Here is a 19344-nt window from a genome sequence, read left to right as displayed (position 1 = left end):
CGAGGCCGCCGCCTGACATGATCGCCGTCAAAGCCAGATAGGGTTCCGGGCGGAGCAATACAACACAAGAGGATCAAAGGAAAAGAGAGGCCGGCGATCATATCGATGCCGGCCCCGGTAATCTTCAGTATTCTTGTCGGCCTAGAGGTGTTCGCCCGATAGACGCTTGCGATGCATCTCCTCGGCGTTGGGCAGCGCGTCCTTCGGAAGGCCGAAGATCTGGCCCGGCAGGATGCGGTCCGGGTTGACGATCTTGTCCTCGTTGGCGACGTAGATCGTCGTGTAGCGCACGCCCGCTCCATAGATGCGGCGCGAGATCTGCCACAGCGTATCGCCGCGGCGGATGATCACGGTTTCCTTGCTCTCCTGCAGCGGTGCCTGCTCGATGGTCGCCGGACCGGCGTTGCCGCTGGCGACTTCGTTTGCCGCGGGGGCGGCCGGTGCCGTGGGTGCTGCCGGCGGCGGCGCCGTCAGATCGGCCACCATCTGACCGAGCCTTGCAAGCGCCGCGCCGACCGAATTGGCGTCGCGCGGCAGCGACTGCAGCAGCTTCAGCGCATCGCTGGCCTTCATCGAGGAAGTGGTCACCCGCTCCTTGAAATCGGCGGTCGCATCGGCGGCCGCACGGAAATCGACGATCGCCTTCAGCGCGAACTCGTTGGCGGAACGGGCGGCCGCGAGCTGTTCGGTGCCGGGCACCTTGCCATCGCCGAACAGGCCGCTGAGCAGCGTGAACGCCTTGGCGGCATCGTTCTTCAGCTTGCCGAGCGCACTCTCGTCAATAGACAGCATCGGCGCGGTCGCATTGCCGGCGGGCGTGCCGGACTGGGCGGCCACCGTGACCTGGTTGCCTTCGGGGCGGTTGAAGTTCACGGAAGCGCGAACCAGAACCTTGCCGGCGGCATCGACGACGTCGACCCGGATCTTGTGGTCGCCAACGGCAAGCGGCATCACGCCATCGATGACGAAGTGGCCGTCCGGGCCGGCCTTGGCCTTGCCGATCAGCTTGTCGTCGGCATAGCCGAACACGTTGGACTGAGGCTTCGCGGTGCCGGCGACGAAGATCTTGTCGCCCTCGATCTCGACGGCATTGACCCGGACGTCGGCGGCGGCCGCCGCTGTCGTCGGCTCGGCCGCCGTGTCTGATGTCGCGGGAGCCTGTACCTGCGGCGCTGCCGAGGCCTGGTCGGTCGCGGTGGCGCCGCTCGCGGCTGTCGGTGGCGTCACACCGGGAGCGGTGATGATGCGGCTGGCGGCGCCTGGCTTTGAGACCATGGCGAGCAGCTGCGATGCATTGCCGTCCTTCGGGATCGAGATGGTGGCGATCTCTTCGGAGGTCGTCACCTTGCCGTCCTTGGCCGTCGCGCGCAGTTGCAGCTGGTGGTCGCCGCTGGACAGCGGATTTTCCAGAACGGCGACGAAATCGCCGTTGTCGCCGACATCGGTTCCCATCAGCACCGTGTCGCGGTCGAGGATTTCGAGCTTGCTGTTTGGTTCCGCCGAACCGGCGATGACGGTGGAGCCATCAGGCTCGACGCGCAGCACGTCGAAGGTCGGCAGTTTCGGGCCGGCCGGCACCGTCGCGGCCGCATTGTCCTCGGTCTGGTTTGCGGCGGGGGCCGCGGGCTCCGGCGCGCCCGTGAGCGCGGCTTCGGCGCGGGCGATGGCGGCGGCCGCGTCGGCGATCGTCTCGGGCAGCGCCTGGATGATGGACAGCGCCTTGGCGGCGCCGGCCTTGGCCTTGTCGATCGCGGCCGTGGTGATCGGGTTGGTGCCCTCGGGTGCGGCGAAATCGACGAGCGCCTGAAGCGCTGCGATCGTCTTCGTCTTGGCGGCCGCGTAAACATCGTCGGCCGGGCCCTTGCCGTCGGCAAACAGCGCCTTAAGTTCGCCAAGTGCCTGTCCGGCCGCCGTCGTCAGGCCGCCGAGCTTCTGCGCGGTCGCGGCATCGTCGGGCGCCGACGGACGCGACGTCTTGGCGGATTCGGTTACGGTTTTCTTGACCTCGGAGCTTGCCTGATTGATTGCGTCACCGACCTTGGCGGCATCGCCACCGATACGGGGCATGATGACAAAGACCATCAACAGAATTGCGATTACAAGCACTGCAAGGGCCAGCAAGCCGGCGCGGTTTTTCATCATCAGGGCTCCCCAAGCGGCAATCTTGCCAGACTTCCTGAAATTGCTAGCGATTCCCGTTGCTTTGCACAAGCAGTCAAAGTAGCCGGGCAAATGTAAGATGTACGTTTTCCGTCATTTTTCTTGACTGGACCCAGAGAGAATAGTTGTTTGCTCCCATGACAGATCAATCTCATTCCATTCGCTCCATCTGTGTCTACTGTGGTTCGCGCCCCGGTAGCGACCCGAGCCACATGGCCGCCGGCCGCGCGCTGGGCAAGGAAATCGCCGATTACGGCCTGCGCCTGATCTACGGCGGCGGCACCAAGGGCATCATGGGGGCGGTTGCGAACGGTGCGCTCTCGAATGGCGGTCAGGTGACCGGTATCATTCCCGAATTCCTGATCGACATGGAGGCGACCCGCCACTCGCTCGGCCAGCTCAACGAGTTGATTGTAACGCCGGACATGCATGCGCGCAAACACACCATGTTCGAGCGCTCGGATGCCTTCGTCGCGCTTCCCGGCGGCATCGGCACGCTGGAGGAAATCATCGAGATCATGACCTGGGCGCAGCTCGGCCGTCACGAAAAGCCGATGATCTTCGCCAATATCAACGGCTTCTGGGACCCGATGATGGAACTTTTGCGCCACATGACCGACGAGGGCTTCATCCACACCGCCCACAGGGTGCAGCCGCTCGTCATCGACAGTATCGAAGAGATCATTCCCGCGATCATGGCGCAGGCGGCGGAAGTCGCGAGCGATCGCGACGGCGAGGAAGCCGTTATTTCGAAGATGTAACGTCAGTGTTAGGGGGCTTATCGCCCCCGGCTGCCTCTGAGCATCGACCAGGTGTAGAGGCAAAGCCCTGCCCAGATGAGCGGGAAGGCGATCATCCGCGCGGTGCCGAGCGGCTCCTTGAACAGGAAGACCGCTATCAGGAAGATCATCGTCGGCGCGATATACTGCATGATGCCGATGGTCGACAGCTTCAGGAGCTTGGCGCCGTTGGCATAGATCATCAGCGGGACGGCGGTGATCAGGCCGCAGCCGAGCAGCAGCGCGGTATCGGTCCAGCCGGTGCGATAGAAATGGCCGGTGCCGGTGCCCAGTTCCAGATAGAGAATGTAGAAGAAGGCCGGGATGCTGAGGATCAGTACCTCCAGGAAGAACCCCTGGTTCGGTCCGAGCGGCAAGGTCTTGCGAAAGAGCGCGTAGAGGCCCCAGGTAATCGTCAGCGTCAGCGAAATCCACGGAATGCCGCCGCCATCGACCGCGAGTACCACGACGGCGATGCCCGCCAGCGCGATCGCGCCGATCTGCGCCGGGCGCAGCTTTTCCTTGAGGACGACAGCGCCGAGGAAGATGCTGAAGAGCGGATTGATGAAATAGCCCAGCGCCGCATCGAGCGAATAGCCGGCGCCGATGGCCCAGACATAGGTTCCCCAGTTGACGGTGATCAGCGCCGCCGTCAGCGCCGCCATCGCCAGCATGCGCGGTGAGCGCAGCGCGATGCGGATGTCCTGCGTGCGGCCGAGGACGATAAGCACGATGCCGGCAAGCGGCAGCGACCAGACGATGCGATGCGCGATCACCTCGGCCGGCGAAATATGCGCGACCGCCTTCATGTAGATCGGCAGGAAGCCCCAGAGCAGATAGGCGGTAAGCGCGAAGGCGAAGCCACGCGGACTGTCCTCGTTTTTGACGAGCGGAATGCTTGCATCTGCGGACATGGGGTGTTTCCATTGGTTTTGTGATTGGCACCCGATTAGCGCAATGGCCATGAATAGGCCAATTCATTTCGTTGAAGCGATATTCGATACGGCTGAAGGACAAGGATGCGATCGTGGATGACGCCGAGCTGAAAATCTGCCGCCGCGCATACGCCGCGCAAATGCTGGCCAGAGCCGGCGTCGACCGCAATGAGGCGCTGCTGAGTGCTTTCTCCATTGTGCCGCGCGAGAACTTTCTGGGGCCGCCGCCGTGGAAGATGCGCGACTGGAAGCGCTACATGGAGGTGCCGTCAGACGATCCGGTCGTCCTCTATCAGGATCTGCTCTTCGCGCTGCAGGCCGATCGCCAGGTGTACAATGGCAGCCCGAGCCTGCATGCGGGCGCCTTGCACCGGTTGAAGTTGCGCAAGGGCGAGACCGTCTGCCACATCGGCGCCGGCAGCGGCTACTATACCGCGATCATCGCGGAAATCGTCGGAAAGACCGGCCGCGTCGTGGCCGTCGAGTTCGACGCGGAACTGGCGCAGCAGGCCAGGCGCAATCTCGAGCGATACGAAAACGTCGAGGTCGTCAATGGAAACGGCCTCGAATGGCCCCGTGAGGCTGCGGATGTCGTCTACGTGAATTTCGCTCTGCATCATCCGGCCGAACCCTGGATCGACAAGCTTGCGTCCGGCGGACGGCTGCTGTTTCCGCTCGGCACACCCGCGATTGGCGGCGAAGGTCGGCTGCTCGGCGTCACCTCGCAGGCCGCCTTCTTCGTCATCGGCAGGGAAGGGGAGGAATTGAGCGCGCGCTTTCTGCAGCCGGTCAATTTCGTCTGGGGCGAGGGATCTCGGGCGATCTGTCCACCTATGCCGCGCTCGATCGTGCCTTCCACGCAGGAGGGCTCAACCGCATTCACGCGCTGCGCTGGAATGCGGTCAAGACCGAGCAGGAATGGTACTCGCAGGAACGCTGGGGCCTCGTCATGGCCAACCTGCATTGAGCGGTCCTATTCCGCCGCGATCTTTCCCGCCAGCTGCCGGTTTTTCATCAGCTTGTAGATGACCGAATCCATCAGTGCCTGGAACGAGGCATCGATAATGTTTTCCGAGACGCCGACCGTCCACCAGCGCACGCCGTCGCTGTCGGTGGATTCGATGAGCACGCGGGTGATCGCTTCCGTGCCGCCGTTGAGGATACGCACCTTGAAGTCGGCCAGGACCAGATCGTCGATCTCGTGCTGGTATTTGCCGAAATCCTTGCGCAGCGCGAGGTCGAGTGCGTTGACCGGACCATCGCCTTCCGCCACCGACATGATGGTCTGGCCATCGACGCCGAGCTTCACGACCGCCTCGGAAACAATCTTCACCTTCCCGTGTGAATCGAACCGACGCTCCACCATCACCCGGAATCCCTCGACCGAGAAGAATTCGGGGATCGTGCCGAGTGTGCGCCGCGCCAAAAGCTCGAAGCTGGCATCGGCACCTTCATAGGCATAGCCCGAGGCTTCGCGTTCCTTGACTAGCGAGATCAGCCGGTCGAGCTTCGGATCGTCCTTGCCAACCTCGATGCCGCGCCGCTTCAGCGCGTTGATGAAATTCGCCTTGCCGCCCTGGTCCGACACCATCACCTTGCGGAAATTGCCGACGCTCTCCGGCGTCACATGCTCGTAGGTGCGCGGGTCCTTGAGCAGCGCCGAGGCATGGATGCCGGCCTTGGTCGCGAAGGCGGATGCGCCGACATAGGGCAGCTGGTGATCGGGCGAGCGGTTCAACAGCTCGTCGAACGCATGCGACAGCCGCGTCAGATTGAGAAGACGTTCCGGGTCGATGGCAGTGACGAAGCGCGAGGAATAGGTTTCCTTCAACGCCAGCGTCGGGATCAGCGTCACCAGATTGGCGTTGCCGCAGCGCTCGCCGATGCCGTTGAGCGTGCCCTGGATCTGCCGCACGCCGGCCTCCACGGCGGCGAGCGAATTGGCGACCGCCTGGCCGGTGTCGTTGTGGGCATGGATGCCAAGACAGTGCCCGGGAACGCTTGCGGCGATCACCGCCCCGACGATGTCGCGGACTTCGGGCGGCTGCGTGCCGCCATTGGTGTCGCAGAGCACGACCCATCGCGCGCCGGCATCATGGGCCGCCCTGGCGCAGGCGAGCGCATACTCAGGATTGGCCTTGTAGCCGTCGAAGAAATGCTCGCAATCGACCATCGCCTCCTTGCCGGCGGCGACCACGGCCTTGACGCTCTCGGAGATGCTTTCGAGGTTCTCCTCGTTGGAGCAGCCGAGTGCGACCTTGACGTGATAGTCCCAGCTCTTGGCGACCAGACAGACCGCGTCGCTCTTCGCCTGCAGCAGGCCGGTGAGCCCCGGATCGTTGGAAGCCGAAACGCCGGCGCGCTTGGTCATGCCAAAAGCGACGAAAGAGGCGTTGCGGGTGCGCTTCTCGTTGAAGAAAGCCGTATCCGTCGGATTCGCACCCGGATAGCCGCCCTCGATGTAATCCAGCCCGAATTCGTCGAGCATGGTGGCGATGGCGATCTTGTCCTCGACGGAAAAATCGATGCCCGGCGTCTGCTGCCCGTCGCGCAGCGTGGTGTCGAAGAGATAGATGCGGTCTTTCATGTCGGTTCCTCCCGGTGGCCGGGTGTGTTGTAAAATTTAGCGTTGTGCGGAAGCCCCCTCATCCGGCTGCCGCCACCTTCTCCCCGTGGGGGAGAAGGGATGTGACGCACCGGCACCGCTCCAACAGCATACGTCGCTGGACGAGCGAGAGGCCGCAACGAGTCTCTTCTCCCCACTGGGGAGAAGGTGCCGGCAGGCGGATGAGGGGGCCACAGGCACAGTTCCCGCAGTTCCTCACCCGCAGTTCCCTCAGCTCTTCCCCGCGAACATATCCGTCGCCCGGATCAGCCTGTCGAGGATCCCAGGCTCCGAATAGGCATGTCCCGCACCCTCGATCAGGTGGAAATCCGCCTTCGGCCAGGCCTTGTGCAGCGCCCAGGCATATTTGGCCGGGCAGGGCATGTCGTAGCGACCGTGCACGATGAGACCGGGAATGTCCCTCAGCTTGTGCGCGTCGCGCAGCAACTGACCTTCCTCCATCCAGCCGGCATTGACGAAGAAGTGGTTCTCGATACGCGCGAAGGCATAGGCGAACTCGGCCTCCTCGAACTTGTCGCTGGTCGAAGGCTCAGGCATCAGCGTGATCGTCTCGCCTTCCCAGATGCTCCAGGCCTTGGCCGCGTCCAGCCGCACCGCCTTGTCCTCATGGGTCAACCGGCGGTGATAGGCGTGCATCATCTCATGCCGCTCGTTCTCAGGGATCGGCGCGATGAAGCGCTCCCACTTGTCCGGAAACATCTCGGAGACGCCGAACTGATAGTACCAGTCGAGCTCGGCCTTCGTCAGCGTATAGATCCCGCGCACGATCAGTTCGGATACGCGCTCGGGATATTTCTCGGCATAGGCGAGCGCCAGCGTCGATCCCCAGGAACCGCCGAAGACCTGCCATTTGTCGGCGCCGGCCATCTCGCGCAGTCGCTCGATGTCGGAGACCAGGTGCCAGGTGGTGTTGGCATTGAGATCGGCATGCGGCGTCGAGCGGCCGCAGCCGCGCTGGTCGAACAGCGTCACGTCGTAGAGCGCGGGATCGAACAGCCGCCGATGGCTCGGCGAAATCCCGCCGCCGGGGCCGCCATGCAGAAAGACGGCTGGCTTCGCGCCCGGCGTGCCCGAGCGTTCCCAGTAGATCATGTGCCCGTCGCCGACATCGAGATGGCCCGACGCATAGGGTTCGATTTCGGGATAGAGCGTTCGGAGAACTTCGGTCATATTTTCACGCCTTGGGCTGGCCAGATATTGGTATCGTGATCGGGATGCTGGAAGGAGATGATCGCCTCCTGCCGTGCATAAAAATCGGGGTCGGTATGAACCGGCTGGTCGAAGATCGTCTCGACCCAGGGGACGCGCGCCTCGTAGTTCACCTGGATCTGTGGCGCGAGATCGCTGCGGTCGTCGAAGGTCCCGATCGCAAGCTCGAGCCCGCCGGGATGCCTGTAGATCATCGGCGTGCCGCAATCCTTACAGAAGCCGCGCTCGATGTTGACGGACGACTGGAAATAGCTCGGCGCGCCGCGCGTCCACTCTAGACCCTCCTCGGGTGCCGTCACCAACGCCGAGAAGAACCCGCCGAACTGCTTCTGGCACATGCGGCAATGGCAGATCGACGGTCGCCCGAGCTTGGCCGAGATACGAAAACGCACGGCGCCGCATTGGCATCCGCCTGTCCGGATGGGTTCGCTCATGATGATGCTCCAGATGGCCATTCGGCCGTGTCGTGGTCGGGGTGTTGGTTGGAGACGAGATCGAGCACGAAGGGTGCTGCCTCGGCATCGTCCTCGGTGACGCGGGCCGGCAGTTCGTGCAGGTGGTCGACGAAGTCGATCTTGCGCTCGGTGCCGAACTGGATCACCGGCGGCAGCGCCGAGGGATCGTCGAAGGCACCGGCGGCAATCGCGATCCCATCCGGCGCCTCATAGGTGAGCGGCGTGCCGCAATCGGCGCAGAAGCCGCGCTCGACGACGTTGGACGACCGGAACCGCTTCCGCTCACCCCGCGTCCATTCAAGCTCGGCGCCACGCACCGATACCAGCGGCGCGTAATAGGCGCCGAAGGCCTTCTGGCACATGCGGCAATGGCAGATCGAGGAGTCCGTGAGCGTCCCCCGGACCCGGAAACGGATCGCGCCGCACTGGCAGCCGCCGGTGTAGGTCGTCATTCGGCAATCCTCCGTTGCGCTGGATGCATAGACCCCTCCCAACCCTCCCCACAAGGGGGAGGGCTAACCCGTGGCGATGCCTCACTTCGAGAAACCGCATGCACTGTGACCAAGGTGAAGCGGGTGGTCGCGGCACTATAGCCCCTCCCCCTTGTGGGGAGGGGGTTGGGGAGGGGCATTCGCCACAAGCTCCGACGCCGAGACTTCCGCTGTCACCGCTTCAACTCCCACGTCGTCACCCGCTCGCCGGTCGCTGCATCCTTGCCGTCCTTCAGCTGCACGCCCTCGGCCAGCAGCGTGTCGCGGATCTTGTCGGCCTCGGCGAAGTTCTTGGCCTTCAGCAGTTCCAGCCGTGCCTTCACGCGCCGGTCGATCTCGATCGCCACAGCCTCGTCGATCTCCGCCATCTCGGGCAGAAGACCGAGCAGGGCGGCACTCGCGGCGTAGGTCGGCAACAGCGATTTGTCGGCGTTGGCGTCCTGGGCCAGCGCATGCAGCGCCTGCACGGCAGCCACCGTGTTGAGATCGTCGCGGAGCGCGCCGAGGACCGCATCAGACGGCGCGGCGTCGCCGGCGTCGGCCGCCGGCCACTTCGCCAGCAGGCGTTCTGCCTCTTCCAGGCGCTTGACCGAAAAATCGATCGGCTCGCGGTAATGCGTCATCAGCATGGCAAGGCGCAGCACCGCGCCCGGCCACTTGCGACCACCGAATTTCTCGGTCGCCAGCAACTCGTTGATGGTGATGAAGTTGCCTTCCGACTTCGACATCTTGCGGCCTTCGACCTGCACGAAGCCGTTGTGCATCCACACGTTCGCCATCACCTCGGTGCCGTGCGCGCAGCGCGACTGGGCGATCTCGTTTTCATGGTGCGGGAAGATCAGGTCGAGCCCGCCGCCATGGATATCGAAGACGTCGCCGAGATAGCGCTGGCTCATCGCCGAGCACTCGATATGCCAGCCCGGACGCCCGCGGCCCCAGGGGCTTTCCCAGCCGGGCTCGCTGTCGCTGGAGGCCTTCCAGAGAACGAAGTCGCCGGGGTTCTTCTTGTGCGCGTCGACCGCGATGCGGGCGCCGGCCTGCTGCTCGTCGAGCGGGCGCTTGGAAAGCTGGCCGTAATCGGCCATCGACTTGGTGTCGAACAACACCTCGCCCTCGGCCTCATAGGCGTGGCCACGCGCAATCAGCCGACCGATGATCTCGATCATCTGCGCGATATTGTCCGTCGCGCGGGGCTCCACCGATGGCTCCAGGCAGCCGAGTGCGGCGACGTCCTCGTGGAACTGCCGTGCCGTCTTCTCGGTCACCGCATGGATCGCGTCGTTCAGCGAGAGGCTCGGATGATCGCGCAGCGCCCGCGCATTGATCTTGTCGTCGACGTCGGTGATGTTGCGCGCATAGGTGACGTGATCGTCGCCATAGACGTGCTTCAGCAGCCGAAACAGAATGTCGAAGACGATGACAGGGCGGGCGTTGCCGATATGGGCGAAGTCATAGACGGTCGGGCCGCAGACATACATGCGCACGTTGTCGCGATCGATCGGTGCGAAAACCGTCCGCTCGCGCGTCAGCGTGTTGTAGAGCTTGAGTTCCGGCGTCTTCGATCCCGACTGGCCGTCCATGTTTATTCTCCCAAAATGCCATAATCCGAAAAACGTATCGCCGCCGGCGGGCCGGGGCGTTTGTCATCTTGGCGTGTTGGGAGACGAAAACGGCCAGGCCAGCGAGCGCGCTAGCGAATAATCTTCCGGCAGATAATGCAGGTAACCGTCTTCATGGCGGGTTTTATGGCGCGGCTTCGGGCGTTGGTCAAGGGGGGAGACGCGGTCGGGCTGAGCCAGGGCAATCGATCCAGCGAGATCGATTGCAGCGTCGAACGCCCGGAGCGCAAGCGAAGGGCCGGATGGTCGAAAGAACTCTCTCCCCGAACGAGACCGTCCTCGGTGCGTCGTTCGGGGCCGCGTCTGGAAGGAAGGCCGGTCAGCCCGGCATCTGGTAGCCGACGAGCTTGTTCTCGCGCACGATGAACAGCTTGCCTGTTTCGGTGTAGTCGGGAGCCAGAAGCGGCATCATCGCCTTGGCAACCTCGGAAGGATGCGGCAGCGTTTCCGGATCTTCGCCCGGCACCGCCTGCGCGCGCATCGCGGTGCGCGTGGCGCCCGGATCGACGCTGGTGATGCGTAGCGCCGTGCTCTGCGTTTCGCCGGCCCAGGTGCGCGCCAGAGCCTCGACGGCGGCCTTCGAGGCCGAATAGGCGCCCCAGAACGGACGGCAGCGATGGGCGGCAGCCGAAGACAGGATAACGGCGCGACCGGCTTCGGAACGCGTCAGCAGCGGATCGACCGAGCGGATCAGCCGCCACGTCGCCGTGACGTTGATGGTCATCACCTTCTCGAACACCTTTGCCTCGATATGACCGATCGGCGAGATCACGCCGAGCACGCCGGCATTGGCGACGAGAATGTCGAGCTTGCCCCAGCGTTCGAAGATCGAGGCGCCGAGCGCGTCGATGGCGTTCATGTCGGCGAGGTCGAAAGGAACGAGCGTCGCCGAACCGCCGACGGCCCTGATCGCGTCATCGAGATCCTCGAGGCCACCCACCGTACGAGCGCAGGCGACGACATGCGCGCCGGCCTTGGCGAGCTCCAGCGCGGTAAAATAGCCGATCCCGCGCGATGCGCCGGTGACGAGTGCGACCTTGCCGGAGAGATTGACGCTCATTGTAGCCTTATCCGTATGCGCGGGGAGGCGAGGGGCGCTGACCACCCCTCGATCGAAAGGTCGGTCGAGATCAGCCGTTGCTGGCCATCACGGCGAGCTTGCGGACATTGCTCGTGCTGTCGTTGTCGAGCAGGCGGGTCGGGTAGTCACCGGTGAAGTAGTGGTCGGTGAACTGCGGGTTGGCGGCATCCCGGCTCTCGCCGCCGACGGCGCGGTAGAGGCCGTCGATCGACAGGAATTCGAGCGAGTCGGCGCCGATATAGTCGCACATTGCCTGCAGGCTCGAATACTGGTTGGCGAGCAGCTTGTCGGCATCGGGCGTATCGATGCCGTAGAAATCCGGGAAGTAGATCATCGGGCTGGCGACACGGATATGCACTTCCCTGGCGCCGGCATCGCGGATCATCTGCACGATCTTCAGCGAGGTCGTGCCGCGAACGATCGAATCGTCGACGAGGACGACGCGCTTGCCTTCGATCATCGCGCGGTTGGCCGAATGCTTCAGCTTCACGCCGAAGGCGCGGATCTGCTGCGTCGGCTCGATGAAGGTGCGGCCGACATAGTGGTTGCGGATGATGCCGTATTCGAAGGGAATGCCGCTTGCCTGGGCAAAGCCAAGGGCTGCCGGGGTGCCGCCATCCGGCACCGGCACGACGACGTCGGCGTCGACGGGCGCTTCCTTGGCGAGGTTGATGCCCATGTTCTTGCGCGCCGTGTAGACGCTGCGGCCGCCGACGACGGAATCGGGACGGGCGAAATAGACATATTCGAACAGGCAGAGGCGCTCGGGCTTCGGCTGGTCGGCCTTGCGGCTGTCGATGGTGATCGAGCCGTCGGACTGGATCTCACAGATGATGACCTCGCCGTTCTCGACGTCGCGGATGTATTTCGCGCCGATGATGTCGAGCGCGCAGGTCTCGGAACAGAAAATCGGCTTGCCGTCGAGTTCGCCCATGACGAGAGGGCGGATGCCGATCGGGTCACGCGCCGCGATCAGCTTGGTGCGGGTCATCGCCAGCATCGAGTAGCCGCCTTCCATCTGGCGGATAGCGTCGATGAAGCGGTCGGAGGAGGTGGCCTGCTTGGAGCGGGCGATCAGATGCAGCACCACTTCGGTGTCCGACGTCGCCTGGAAGATGGCGCCATCGGCGATCAGCATGCGCCGCATCGTCAGGCCGTTCGTGAAGTTGCCGTTATGGGCAACGGCGATGCCGCCGACCTCGAGTTCGGCAAACAGCGGCTGCACGTTGCGCAGCGCCACTTCGCCCGTGGTCGAATAGCGGGTATGGCCGATCGAGATGAAGCCTGGGAGCTTCGCCAGCGTCGCCGGATCGGTGTAGTGGTCGCCGACGAGGCCCATGCGCTTTTCCATATGGAACTGCTTGCCGTCGAAGGTGACGATACCGGCCGCTTCCTGTCCACGATGCTGCAGGGCATGCAGTCCGAGCGCCGTCAGCGTTGCGCCGTCGGGATGGCCGAGAACGCCGAACACACCGCATTCCTCATGCAGCGTATCGCCATCGAGTTCGTCGTTGAGCGTGGAGGAATGGGACTGGTTCATTGCTGCGGGCCTTTGCTCTCACAAGAATGGTATGGCACTTCCGAAAACGGCATAAGCCCGGCGGAGCGTGTGCCCGGCCGGACCTTTATTCGCGTCCCCGTCAAATGGCAACTGCCACAGGCTGGGTCAAGCTGTTGAACACTGCGTCAATTAGACGGCTGCTGTGCACCATTGGCAGGGGCAGGCGCGGCATCCTCGGCCGGGGCTTGATCGGAAGCGGGCGCATTGTCGCTTTCCGTATTGCTGCCCTGCGGCTGTATTTTCTCCATCACGCTTGCACGCACGACCTGGGCGAGTTCAGCAGGCAGAACCGACTGCAGCTTCACCACCATCGAATCCAGGAACGGCTTGGACTTGGCATCATTCACCCAGGCTGGGCGGTGGTCCTGATCGACGAGCCAGTTCCAGAAAGCGGTGGCGACGACGAGCAGAAGTATGCCTCTTGCCGCGCCAAACAGGAAGCCCAAAGTGCGGTCGAGCGCACCGATGCGGCTGTCGATGATGAAGTCGGCGATCTTCATGGTGATGAACGAGATGATGATCAGCGCGATCAGGAACACGACCGCGGCCGAGCCGACGAGCGCGATGCGGTCATCGTCGGTATACTTCTTGGCGTAGGGAACGAGGTAGGGATAAAAATAGTAGGCTGCGGCGGCCGAGCCGCCCCAGCTGGCGATGGAAAGAACTTCGCGGGAGAAGCCGCGCACCATGGCGAGCACGGCGGAAAAAAGCACGACGCCGATGACAATACCGTCGAAAATCGTAATGGGCATATAAATTCCACTCCAGGACGGCCGCCTATTCGCAGCTCAGTCGCGCCTCATTGCGTGCATCCTATATCATCACCTGACATGGCGATGAAAGGATCAAACCTCTTCTTCCACACGTCTCAAAGCGCCTTTGGAGCCGGCGATCCGGGCGACCAGATCCGGCAGGCTTTCGATCTCGCTCCAGCGCCCGCCCGTGCCCTTTGGCAGTTCGGCGGACCCCGATGGAAGCAGTGCCGCAGAAAATCCGAGCTTCTCGGCTTCTTTGAGGCGCTGGTTCGTGTGCGCAACCGGCCGGACGGCGCCCGACAGGCTGACTTCGCCGAAATAGACACAATCGGCGGGAAGGGCAATACCGGCAAGCGACGAAACCAGCGCCGATGCGACAGCCACATCCGCCGCCGGCTCGGAAATCCGGTAGCCGCCGGCGATGTTGAGGTAGACGTCGTGCTGCCCGAGCTTGACGCCGCAATGGGCCTCGAGCACCGCCAGGATCATCGACAGACGCGCCGAATCCCATCCGACGATCGCCCGTCGCGGCGTGCCGAGCGAGGTCGGCGCCACCAGCGCCTGCACCTCGACGAGGATCGGCCGCGTTCCCTCGATGCCGGCGAAGACGGCAGCCCCCGGCGATTTCTCGTTGCGCTCGCCGAGGAAGAGCTCGGACGGGTTCGCCACCTCGCGCAAGCCCTTGTCCGACATCTCGAACACGCCGATCTCGTCCGTCGGCCCGAAGCGGTTCTTGACCGTGCGCAGGATGCGGTAATGATGACCTCGGTCGCCTTCGAAATAGAGAACGGCATCGACCATATGCTCGACCACGCGCGGACCGGCGATCTGCCCGTCCTTGGTCACATGGCCGACGAGCACCATGGCGGCACCCGTCTGCTTGGCGAATTTGATCATCGCCTGTACGCCGGTGCGCACCTGCGTCACGGTGCCAGGCGCGGATCCGGCAAGATCGCTCCACAGTGTCTGAATGGAATCGATGATGACGAGATCGGGCCGTTTGCCTTCCGCGAGCGTCGCCAGGATGTCCTCGACATTGGTCTCGGCCGCCAGCAGCACATCCGTATCCGCTGCTCCAAGGCGCTGCGCCCTAAGCCGCACCTGCGCGACCGCCTCTTCGCCCGAGACATAGATGATCCGGTGCCCGCGCCGCGAAAGGGCCGCTGCTCCCTGCATGAGGAGGGTCGACTTGCCGATACCCGGATCGCCGCCGATCAGCACCGCCGACCCGCGCACGAAGCCGCCGCCCAGCGCCCGGTCGAGCTCGGATATGCCGGTGTGGATGCGCGGGGCTTCCTCGATCTCGCCCGACAGCGCGGTCAGTGCCACTGGGCGGCCTTTCTTCGGCGTCTTTGCCGGCCCACCTCCGATTCCGCCCATCGGGTCTTCCTCGACGATGGTGTTCCACGCGCCGCAACCCTCGCATTTGCCGGCCCAGCGGCTATGGATGGTGCCGCAGCCCTGGCAGATGAATTGTGTTCTTGCTTTTGCCATGAGGAAGGATCAGTCTTCTTGTTCTGTCTGATAAAAACGCAGGAAATGTGAGAGCTCGATCTCCTGCCGTCCATGCAGCACGCGCAGGACGGAAAGCGTCTCATCATCAATGAAGAAATAGATACAGCGATTACGATAAGGGAAAGCCCGCAACCCGGGAATGAACTCGCGCGGACTTCCGGCTATGCCGAGCTTTGCTATCCATTCGATCTTGCTGTTGATGTCATCGAGAAAATGGCGCGCAGCAAGCGCATCGAAGGCTGCAATGTGATCATACATGCCGAGAAGATCGTCCAGCGCCTCGAACGACATTTTCAGCTGACGCGGTCGCATTCTTTCGTTCCTCCGCCATCATGAGAATGTGCTTTGTCAGATCTTCGGCGCTTTCGAACGTGATGGCGCGTCCGGCATCGATGTCATCGATGCCCTGTTGGATCAGATGGCGCAGTTCCTGTATCTCGCCTTCTTCGCTGCCAAGCAGTCTCAACCCAGCCGCAATAACTTCTTCGGCGTTTCGGTATCGTCCGTCTGCTATCTGCTCCTCGATGAAGGTGAGGTCTTGCTCGCTGAGATGGATCTCGGTCATTTCGATCTCCTTTTGTTCTCGTATAGCACAGGAGAATATCGCTTTCCAAGCCCCTAGCCATCGTCCTCGCTCAGATACCGCCGCTCATGGCGCAACCCCATGCTCGTCAGCACCTCGTAGCCGATCGTACCCGCCGCGCGCGCGACGTCGTCGACCGAGATGTTCTTCCCGAAGAGCTCGACATAATCGCCTGCGCTCACCGCGTTCTCGGGCAGGTCGGTAATGTCGAAGATCGTCAGGTCCATGGTCACCCGCCCGGCGATCGGCACCCTGCGGCCGGCGATGAAGCCGTGGCCGCCCTGCGGCGCCACCTGGCGCAAAGGTACGCCGCCGCTGGACTGGCTGCGCAGATAGCCGTCGGCGTAGCCGGCGGAGACGATCGCGAGCCGGCTGTCGCGGGTGAGCTCCAGCGCACGACCATAGCCGACGGCCTGGCCCGCCCTGACATCGCGCACCTGAATGACGCGCGCTTCCGCCGTCACGACGGAACGCATCGGATTGGCCATCCCGTTCACCGCTTCGCCGCCATAGAGAGCGATACCGGGACGGGTCAGGTCGAAGTGATAGTCGCTGCCGAGGAAGATGCCAGCGGAGGCAGACAGGCTTGAATCGATACCTTCATAGGCGGCGCTAACCTTGCTGAATGATTCAAGCTGTTGCCTGTTCATCGCCGAGTTCGGATCGTCGCCGCAGGCGAGGTGGCTCATGACAAGCACGGGGGCGAAACTCGCCGGACGCGACACGTCGTCGGCGAGCGCGATCGCCTCGTTCATGTCGAGGCCGAGACGGTTGAAGCCGGTATCGACATGCAGCGCGCAAGGGTAGTCGCCATACTCGGCCAGCACCGCCATCCAGAAGGCGAGCTGCTCCTCCGACGATATGACCGGCACCAGGTCGTTCTCGAAGAAGCGCCGCTCGGTTCCCGGCCAGATGCCTGCGAGCACGAAGATGCGGGCGTCCGGCGCGTAGAGCCTGAGCGTCACGCCCTCATCGACGGTCGCCACGAAGAAGTCCCGCGCGCCGGCCAGATAGAGCGCCTCGCCAGCGTCCTCCATCCCTGTCCCGTAGGCGTCGGCCTTGACCACGGCCGCCGTGCGCGCCTTGCCGGAACGCCGCGCCATGTCACGCCAATTGTCGGTCAGCGCGGCCAGATCCACCGTCAGGCGCAAACCGGCGGAGGCAAAACGGTCTTCTTCTTCGTAGTCGTCGGGAAAATCGGTCATAGTTCGCACCAAGAAAGTTGGCCGGCAGATACAATCTCCGGCCAGTTTAGGGAGCAAGTGTGATGGGTGGAAGAACAGTCGGGCGCTTGCTCAGGCCCTTACTGCTCTTCGTAATGCGTGAAGCTCGGCTCGGCCAGGTCGGCGAAGCGGGTGAACTCCGACTGGAAGGCGAGCTTGACGGTGCCGGTCGGTCCGTGGCGCTGCTTGGCGATGATGACGTCGGCGGTGCCCTTCACCTTCTCGAACAGCGCTTCCCACTCCGGATATTTCGGATCGTGGATGTCGCGCGGCTCCAGGTTCTTGACGTAATACTCCTCGCGGAACACGAAGAGCACGACGTCGGCGTCCTGCTCGATCGAGCCCGATTCACGAAGGTCGGAGAGCTGCGGGCGCTTGTCCTCGCGGCTTTCGACCTGACGCGACAGCTGCGACAGCGCGATGATCGGCACGTTGAGTTCCTTGCCGAGCGCCTTGAGGCCTGTCGTGATCTGGGTGATTTCCTGCACGCGGTTGTCACCCTTGCCAGCGCCCGTCATCAGCTGAATGTAGTCCACCACGAGGCAATCGAGGCCGCGCTGGCGCTTCAGGCGGCGCGCGCGGGCGGATAGCTGGGCGATCGAGATACCGCCGGTCTGGTCGATATAGAGCGGCACCTTCTGCATCATCATCGAGCAGGCAACGAGCTTTTCGAAATCGGCGTCGTTGATGTCACCACGGCGGATCTTCGAGGAGGAGACCTCGGTCTGCTCGGAGATGATACGCGTCGCCAGCTGTTCGGACGACATTTCGAGCGAGTAGAAGCCGACGACGCCGCCCTGTTTCGCCTTCATGCTGCCATCGGACTGCACTTCGCCTTCGTAGGCGGCGGCGATGTTGTAGGCGATGTTGGTCGCAAGCGAGGTCTTGCCCATGCCCGGGCGTCCGGCAAGCACGATCAAGTCGGAGCGCTGCAAGCCGCCCATCTTGCCGTCGAGCGACATGATGCCGGTCGAGATACCGGAAAGGCCGCCATCGCGCTCCTTGGCGACAGCCGCCATGTCGATCGCCAGCGCCACGGCGTCGTTGAACGCCTGGAAGCCGCCGTCGTAGCGGCCGTTTTCGGCAAGTTCGAACAGGCGGCGCTCGGTGTCTTCGATCTGCGCCTGCGGCGGCATGTCGAGCGGCGCGTCGTAGGCGATGTTGACGACGTCCTCGCCGATGGTGATCAGCGCCCGGCGCAGCGCCAGATCGTAGATCGCGCGGCCGTAGTCCTCGGCGTTGATGATGGTCACGGCCTCGCGCGCGAGACGCGCGAGATACTCCGAAACCGTCATGTCGCCGACCTTCTCGTCGGCCTTCAGGAAGGTCTTGATCGTCACCGGATTGGCGATCTTGCCCATGCGGATGATATCGCCGGCGACCTCGAAGATCTTGCGGTGCAGCGGCTCATAAAGATGCGGCGGCTTGAGGAAGTCCGACACCCGGTAATAGGCGTCGTTGTTCATCAGGATCGCGCCGAGAAGTGCCTGCTCGGCCTCGATGTTGTTGGGAGCTTCGCGATAGTGCTGTTCCGGCTGGGCAACAGCGGCGATCTTTCGGGCGGCGTCGTTCATCTTGATCCGTTCTGTCTTATTCAGCTTCGGGTTTGCAATTCACCAACGGCAAAATCAAGTGCTGAGCATGGCGCACGGCCAAAACGCTTTGGCTTTGGCAAGTTGTTCGACTTCTCCACAGCGCATCGTGCCATCGCGCGAAAATACCGGCGGTGTAGCCATCAGGACACGGTACAAAGCGACTCACGCGAATCAACGCGTTCGTGGTATTTTAGGCTTTGGTAAGGGAGTGTGCATCGAGACTCTCGTCATTGCGCTTGAAAACCGCGAAAAATGACTGTAGGCATAATAAATATAATAAGCACACTAATTAAATGGGCTGATAAATATGACAAATGCGCCTCTCGGACGAGAGTTGATTGAAGATTTGGCGGCTTTCAACCGGAAGCTTAGAGCGGTTTTCGACAAGATCGTACGGGAACGGAACATGACGCTGCCACGGGCGCGGGTGTTCTTCACGCTGAACAAGAAGGACGGCATCAACCAGCGCGAGCTTGCAGACCGGCTGGAGCTGGAAACGCCGACGCTGGTCCGCATTCTGGACGCGATGGAAGGGCAGGGCTTCGTCGAGCGCCGCGTCGCGGGTTCGGATCGCCGTGCCAAGGAAATCTACATCACCGAGACAGGCAAGGTCGTCGCCGGCGAGATCGATGACATCGCCGTCAGCGTGCGAGCCCAGGTGATCGCAGGTATTCCCGAACGCGACCTGAGGACTACCTTGGATACGATACGGGCGATGCAGGCGAATTTGCAGGGCATTCGCGGGGTGTGAGGAAAT

At 63.1% G+C, this 19344-nt stretch carries 19 protein-coding genes; 4 read left to right on the top strand and 15 right to left on the bottom strand.

The window, feature by feature from the left end:
- Positions 1 to 141: 141 nt before the first annotated feature.
- Positions 142 to 2142 (bottom strand): Ig-like domain-containing protein, encoded by a 2001-nt coding sequence (locus P3R82_RS19070; RefSeq protein WP_283194911.1) that lies wholly within the window; start codon positions 2140 to 2142, stop codon positions 142 to 144.
- 155 nt (positions 2143 to 2297) lie between these two features.
- Between P3R82_RS19070 and P3R82_RS19065 the strand changes: the two genes are divergently transcribed.
- Positions 2298 to 2921 carry a TIGR00730 family Rossman fold protein gene (locus P3R82_RS19065; RefSeq protein WP_283194910.1) on the top strand — a complete coding sequence of 208 codons (624 nt, stop codon included), beginning with the start codon at positions 2298 to 2300 and terminating at the stop codon, positions 2919 to 2921.
- Positions 2922 to 2938: 17 nt separating this feature from the next.
- Here P3R82_RS19065 and rarD read toward each other — a convergent pair whose 3' ends face one another.
- On the bottom strand, positions 2939 to 3853 hold the full coding sequence (rarD, locus tag P3R82_RS19060; protein WP_283194909.1) for an EamA family transporter RarD: 915 nt from the start codon (positions 3851 to 3853) through the stop codon (positions 2939 to 2941).
- 113 nt (positions 3854 to 3966) lie between these two features.
- Between rarD and P3R82_RS19055 the strand changes: the two genes are divergently transcribed.
- Positions 3967 to 4899: an rRNA adenine N-6-methyltransferase family protein gene (locus P3R82_RS19055; protein WP_283194908.1), complete on the top strand. Its 933-nt coding sequence runs from the start codon at positions 3967 to 3969 to the stop codon at positions 4897 to 4899.
- Here the strand turns inward: P3R82_RS19055 and cimA are convergent.
- From cimA to P3R82_RS18990, 13 genes are all read right to left on the bottom strand, one after another.
- A complete protein-coding gene (gene cimA / locus P3R82_RS19050) occupies positions 4848 to 6461 on the bottom strand; it encodes a citramalate synthase (protein WP_283194907.1) in 1614 nt (537 codons plus the stop codon). The two genes, P3R82_RS19055 and cimA, sit on opposite strands and share 52 nt — an antisense overlap.
- A gap of 249 nt (positions 6462 to 6710) precedes the next feature.
- Positions 6711 to 7670: a prolyl aminopeptidase gene (pip, locus tag P3R82_RS19045; RefSeq protein WP_283194906.1), complete on the bottom strand. Its 960-nt coding sequence runs from the start codon at positions 7668 to 7670 to the stop codon at positions 6711 to 6713.
- Positions 7667 to 8143 carry a GFA family protein gene (locus P3R82_RS19040; RefSeq protein ID WP_183899526.1) on the bottom strand — a complete coding sequence of 159 codons (477 nt, stop codon included), beginning with the start codon at positions 8141 to 8143 and terminating at the stop codon, positions 7667 to 7669. Before P3R82_RS19040 ends, pip begins: the two co-directional genes overlap by 4 nt.
- On the bottom strand, positions 8140 to 8616 hold the full coding sequence (locus tag P3R82_RS19035) for a GFA family protein (protein ID WP_283194905.1): 477 nt from the start codon (positions 8614 to 8616) through the stop codon (positions 8140 to 8142). The genes P3R82_RS19040 and P3R82_RS19035 overlap by 4 nt, the downstream gene beginning before the upstream one ends.
- Positions 8617 to 8828: 212 nt before the next feature.
- Positions 8829 to 10235 carry a cysteine--tRNA ligase gene (gene cysS, locus P3R82_RS19030; RefSeq protein ID WP_283194904.1) on the bottom strand — a complete coding sequence of 469 codons (1407 nt, stop codon included), beginning with the start codon at positions 10233 to 10235 and terminating at the stop codon, positions 8829 to 8831.
- Positions 10236 to 10593: 358 nt separating this feature from the next.
- Positions 10594 to 11334, bottom strand: coding sequence for an SDR family NAD(P)-dependent oxidoreductase (locus P3R82_RS19025; protein WP_283194903.1), 741 nt, complete (start codon positions 11332 to 11334; stop codon positions 10594 to 10596).
- Between the two features lie 70 nt (positions 11335 to 11404).
- Entirely contained in the window at positions 11405 to 12895 is a 1491-nt protein-coding gene (gene purF / locus P3R82_RS19020; RefSeq protein WP_283194902.1) for an amidophosphoribosyltransferase, read from the bottom strand.
- A 146-nt stretch (positions 12896 to 13041) separates the two neighbouring features.
- On the bottom strand, positions 13042 to 13668 hold the full coding sequence (locus tag P3R82_RS19015; protein ID WP_183899532.1) for a CvpA family protein: 627 nt from the start codon (positions 13666 to 13668) through the stop codon (positions 13042 to 13044).
- 93 nt (positions 13669 to 13761) lie between these two features.
- Entirely contained in the window at positions 13762 to 15165 is a 1404-nt protein-coding gene (gene radA / locus P3R82_RS19010; protein ID WP_283194901.1) for a DNA repair protein RadA, read from the bottom strand.
- A gap of 9 nt (positions 15166 to 15174) precedes the next feature.
- Complete coding sequence (locus tag P3R82_RS19005) at positions 15175 to 15498, bottom strand: type II toxin-antitoxin system RelE/ParE family toxin (RefSeq protein ID WP_283194900.1); 324 nt, start codon at positions 15496 to 15498, stop codon at positions 15175 to 15177.
- Positions 15437 to 15751, bottom strand: coding sequence for a type II toxin-antitoxin system ParD family antitoxin (locus P3R82_RS19000; RefSeq protein ID WP_283194899.1), 315 nt, complete (start codon positions 15749 to 15751; stop codon positions 15437 to 15439). Before P3R82_RS19000 ends, P3R82_RS19005 begins: the two co-directional genes overlap by 62 nt.
- 53 nt (positions 15752 to 15804) lie before the next feature.
- Entirely contained in the window at positions 15805 to 16974 is a 1170-nt protein-coding gene (gene alr / locus P3R82_RS18995) for an alanine racemase (RefSeq protein ID WP_283194898.1), read from the bottom strand.
- 98 nt (positions 16975 to 17072) lie between these two features.
- A complete protein-coding gene (locus P3R82_RS18990; protein WP_183899536.1) occupies positions 17073 to 18566 on the bottom strand; it encodes a replicative DNA helicase in 1494 nt (497 codons plus the stop codon).
- Between the two features lies 1 nt (position 18567).
- On the opposite strand from P3R82_RS18990, the gene P3R82_RS18985 reads away from it, so the two are divergent.
- A complete protein-coding gene (locus P3R82_RS18985; RefSeq protein WP_283194897.1) occupies positions 18568 to 18843 on the top strand; it encodes a hypothetical protein in 276 nt (91 codons plus the stop codon).
- Positions 18844 to 18894: 51 nt separating this feature from the next.
- Positions 18895 to 19338 carry a MarR family winged helix-turn-helix transcriptional regulator gene (locus tag P3R82_RS18980; RefSeq protein ID WP_026283054.1) on the top strand — a complete coding sequence of 148 codons (444 nt, stop codon included), beginning with the start codon at positions 18895 to 18897 and terminating at the stop codon, positions 19336 to 19338.
- Positions 19339 to 19344: the final 6 nt, after the last annotated feature.

This window comes from Rhizobium sp. AN80A (assembly GCF_030053015.1).
Taxonomy (GTDB): Bacteria; Pseudomonadota; Alphaproteobacteria; order Rhizobiales; family Rhizobiaceae; genus Rhizobium; species Rhizobium metallidurans.
Note: the sequence above shows the minus strand (reverse complement) of the source record. Positions and strands in the feature narration are given on the sequence as shown.

Bases quoted from the DNA above. Each gene is read 5' to 3' on its own strand.
- P3R82_RS19015 (WP_183899532.1), bottom strand. From the start codon at position 13,668: ATGCCCATTACGATTTTCGACGGTATTGTCATCGGCGTCGTGCTTTTT.
- purF (WP_283194902.1), bottom strand. From the start codon at position 12,895: ATGAACCAGTCCCATTCCTCCACGCTCAACGACGAACTCGATGGCGAT.
- pip (WP_283194906.1), bottom strand. From the start codon at position 7,670: ATGACCGAAGTTCTCCGAACGCTCTATCCCGAAATCGAACCCTATGCG.
- radA (WP_283194901.1), bottom strand. From the start codon at position 15,165: ATGGCAAAAGCAAGAACACAATTCATCTGCCAGGGCTGCGGCACCATC.
- cysS (WP_283194904.1), bottom strand. From the start codon at position 10,235: ATGGACGGCCAGTCGGGATCGAAGACGCCGGAACTCAAGCTCTACAAC.
- P3R82_RS19070 (WP_283194911.1), bottom strand. From the start codon at position 2,142: ATGATGAAAAACCGCGCCGGCTTGCTGGCCCTTGCAGTGCTTGTAATC.
- P3R82_RS19065 (WP_283194910.1), top strand. From the start codon at position 2,298: ATGACAGATCAATCTCATTCCATTCGCTCCATCTGTGTCTACTGTGGT.
- P3R82_RS19040 (WP_183899526.1), bottom strand. From the start codon at position 8,143: ATGAGCGAACCCATCCGGACAGGCGGATGCCAATGCGGCGCCGTGCGT.
- P3R82_RS19000 (WP_283194899.1), bottom strand. From the start codon at position 15,751: ATGACCGAGATCCATCTCAGCGAGCAAGACCTCACCTTCATCGAGGAG.
- P3R82_RS18980 (WP_026283054.1), top strand. From the start codon at position 18,895: ATGACAAATGCGCCTCTCGGACGAGAGTTGATTGAAGATTTGGCGGCT.
- rarD (WP_283194909.1), bottom strand. From the start codon at position 3,853: ATGTCCGCAGATGCAAGCATTCCGCTCGTCAAAAACGAGGACAGTCCG.
- alr (WP_283194898.1), bottom strand. From the start codon at position 16,974: ATGACCGATTTTCCCGACGACTACGAAGAAGAAGACCGTTTTGCCTCC.
- P3R82_RS19025 (WP_283194903.1), bottom strand. From the start codon at position 11,334: ATGAGCGTCAATCTCTCCGGCAAGGTCGCACTCGTCACCGGCGCATCG.
- cimA (WP_283194907.1), bottom strand. From the start codon at position 6,461: ATGAAAGACCGCATCTATCTCTTCGACACCACGCTGCGCGACGGGCAG.
- P3R82_RS19035 (WP_283194905.1), bottom strand. From the start codon at position 8,616: ATGACGACCTACACCGGCGGCTGCCAGTGCGGCGCGATCCGTTTCCGG.
- P3R82_RS19005 (WP_283194900.1), bottom strand. From the start codon at position 15,498: ATGCGACCGCGTCAGCTGAAAATGTCGTTCGAGGCGCTGGACGATCTT.
- P3R82_RS18990 (WP_183899536.1), bottom strand. From the start codon at position 18,566: ATGAACGACGCCGCCCGAAAGATCGCCGCTGTTGCCCAGCCGGAACAG.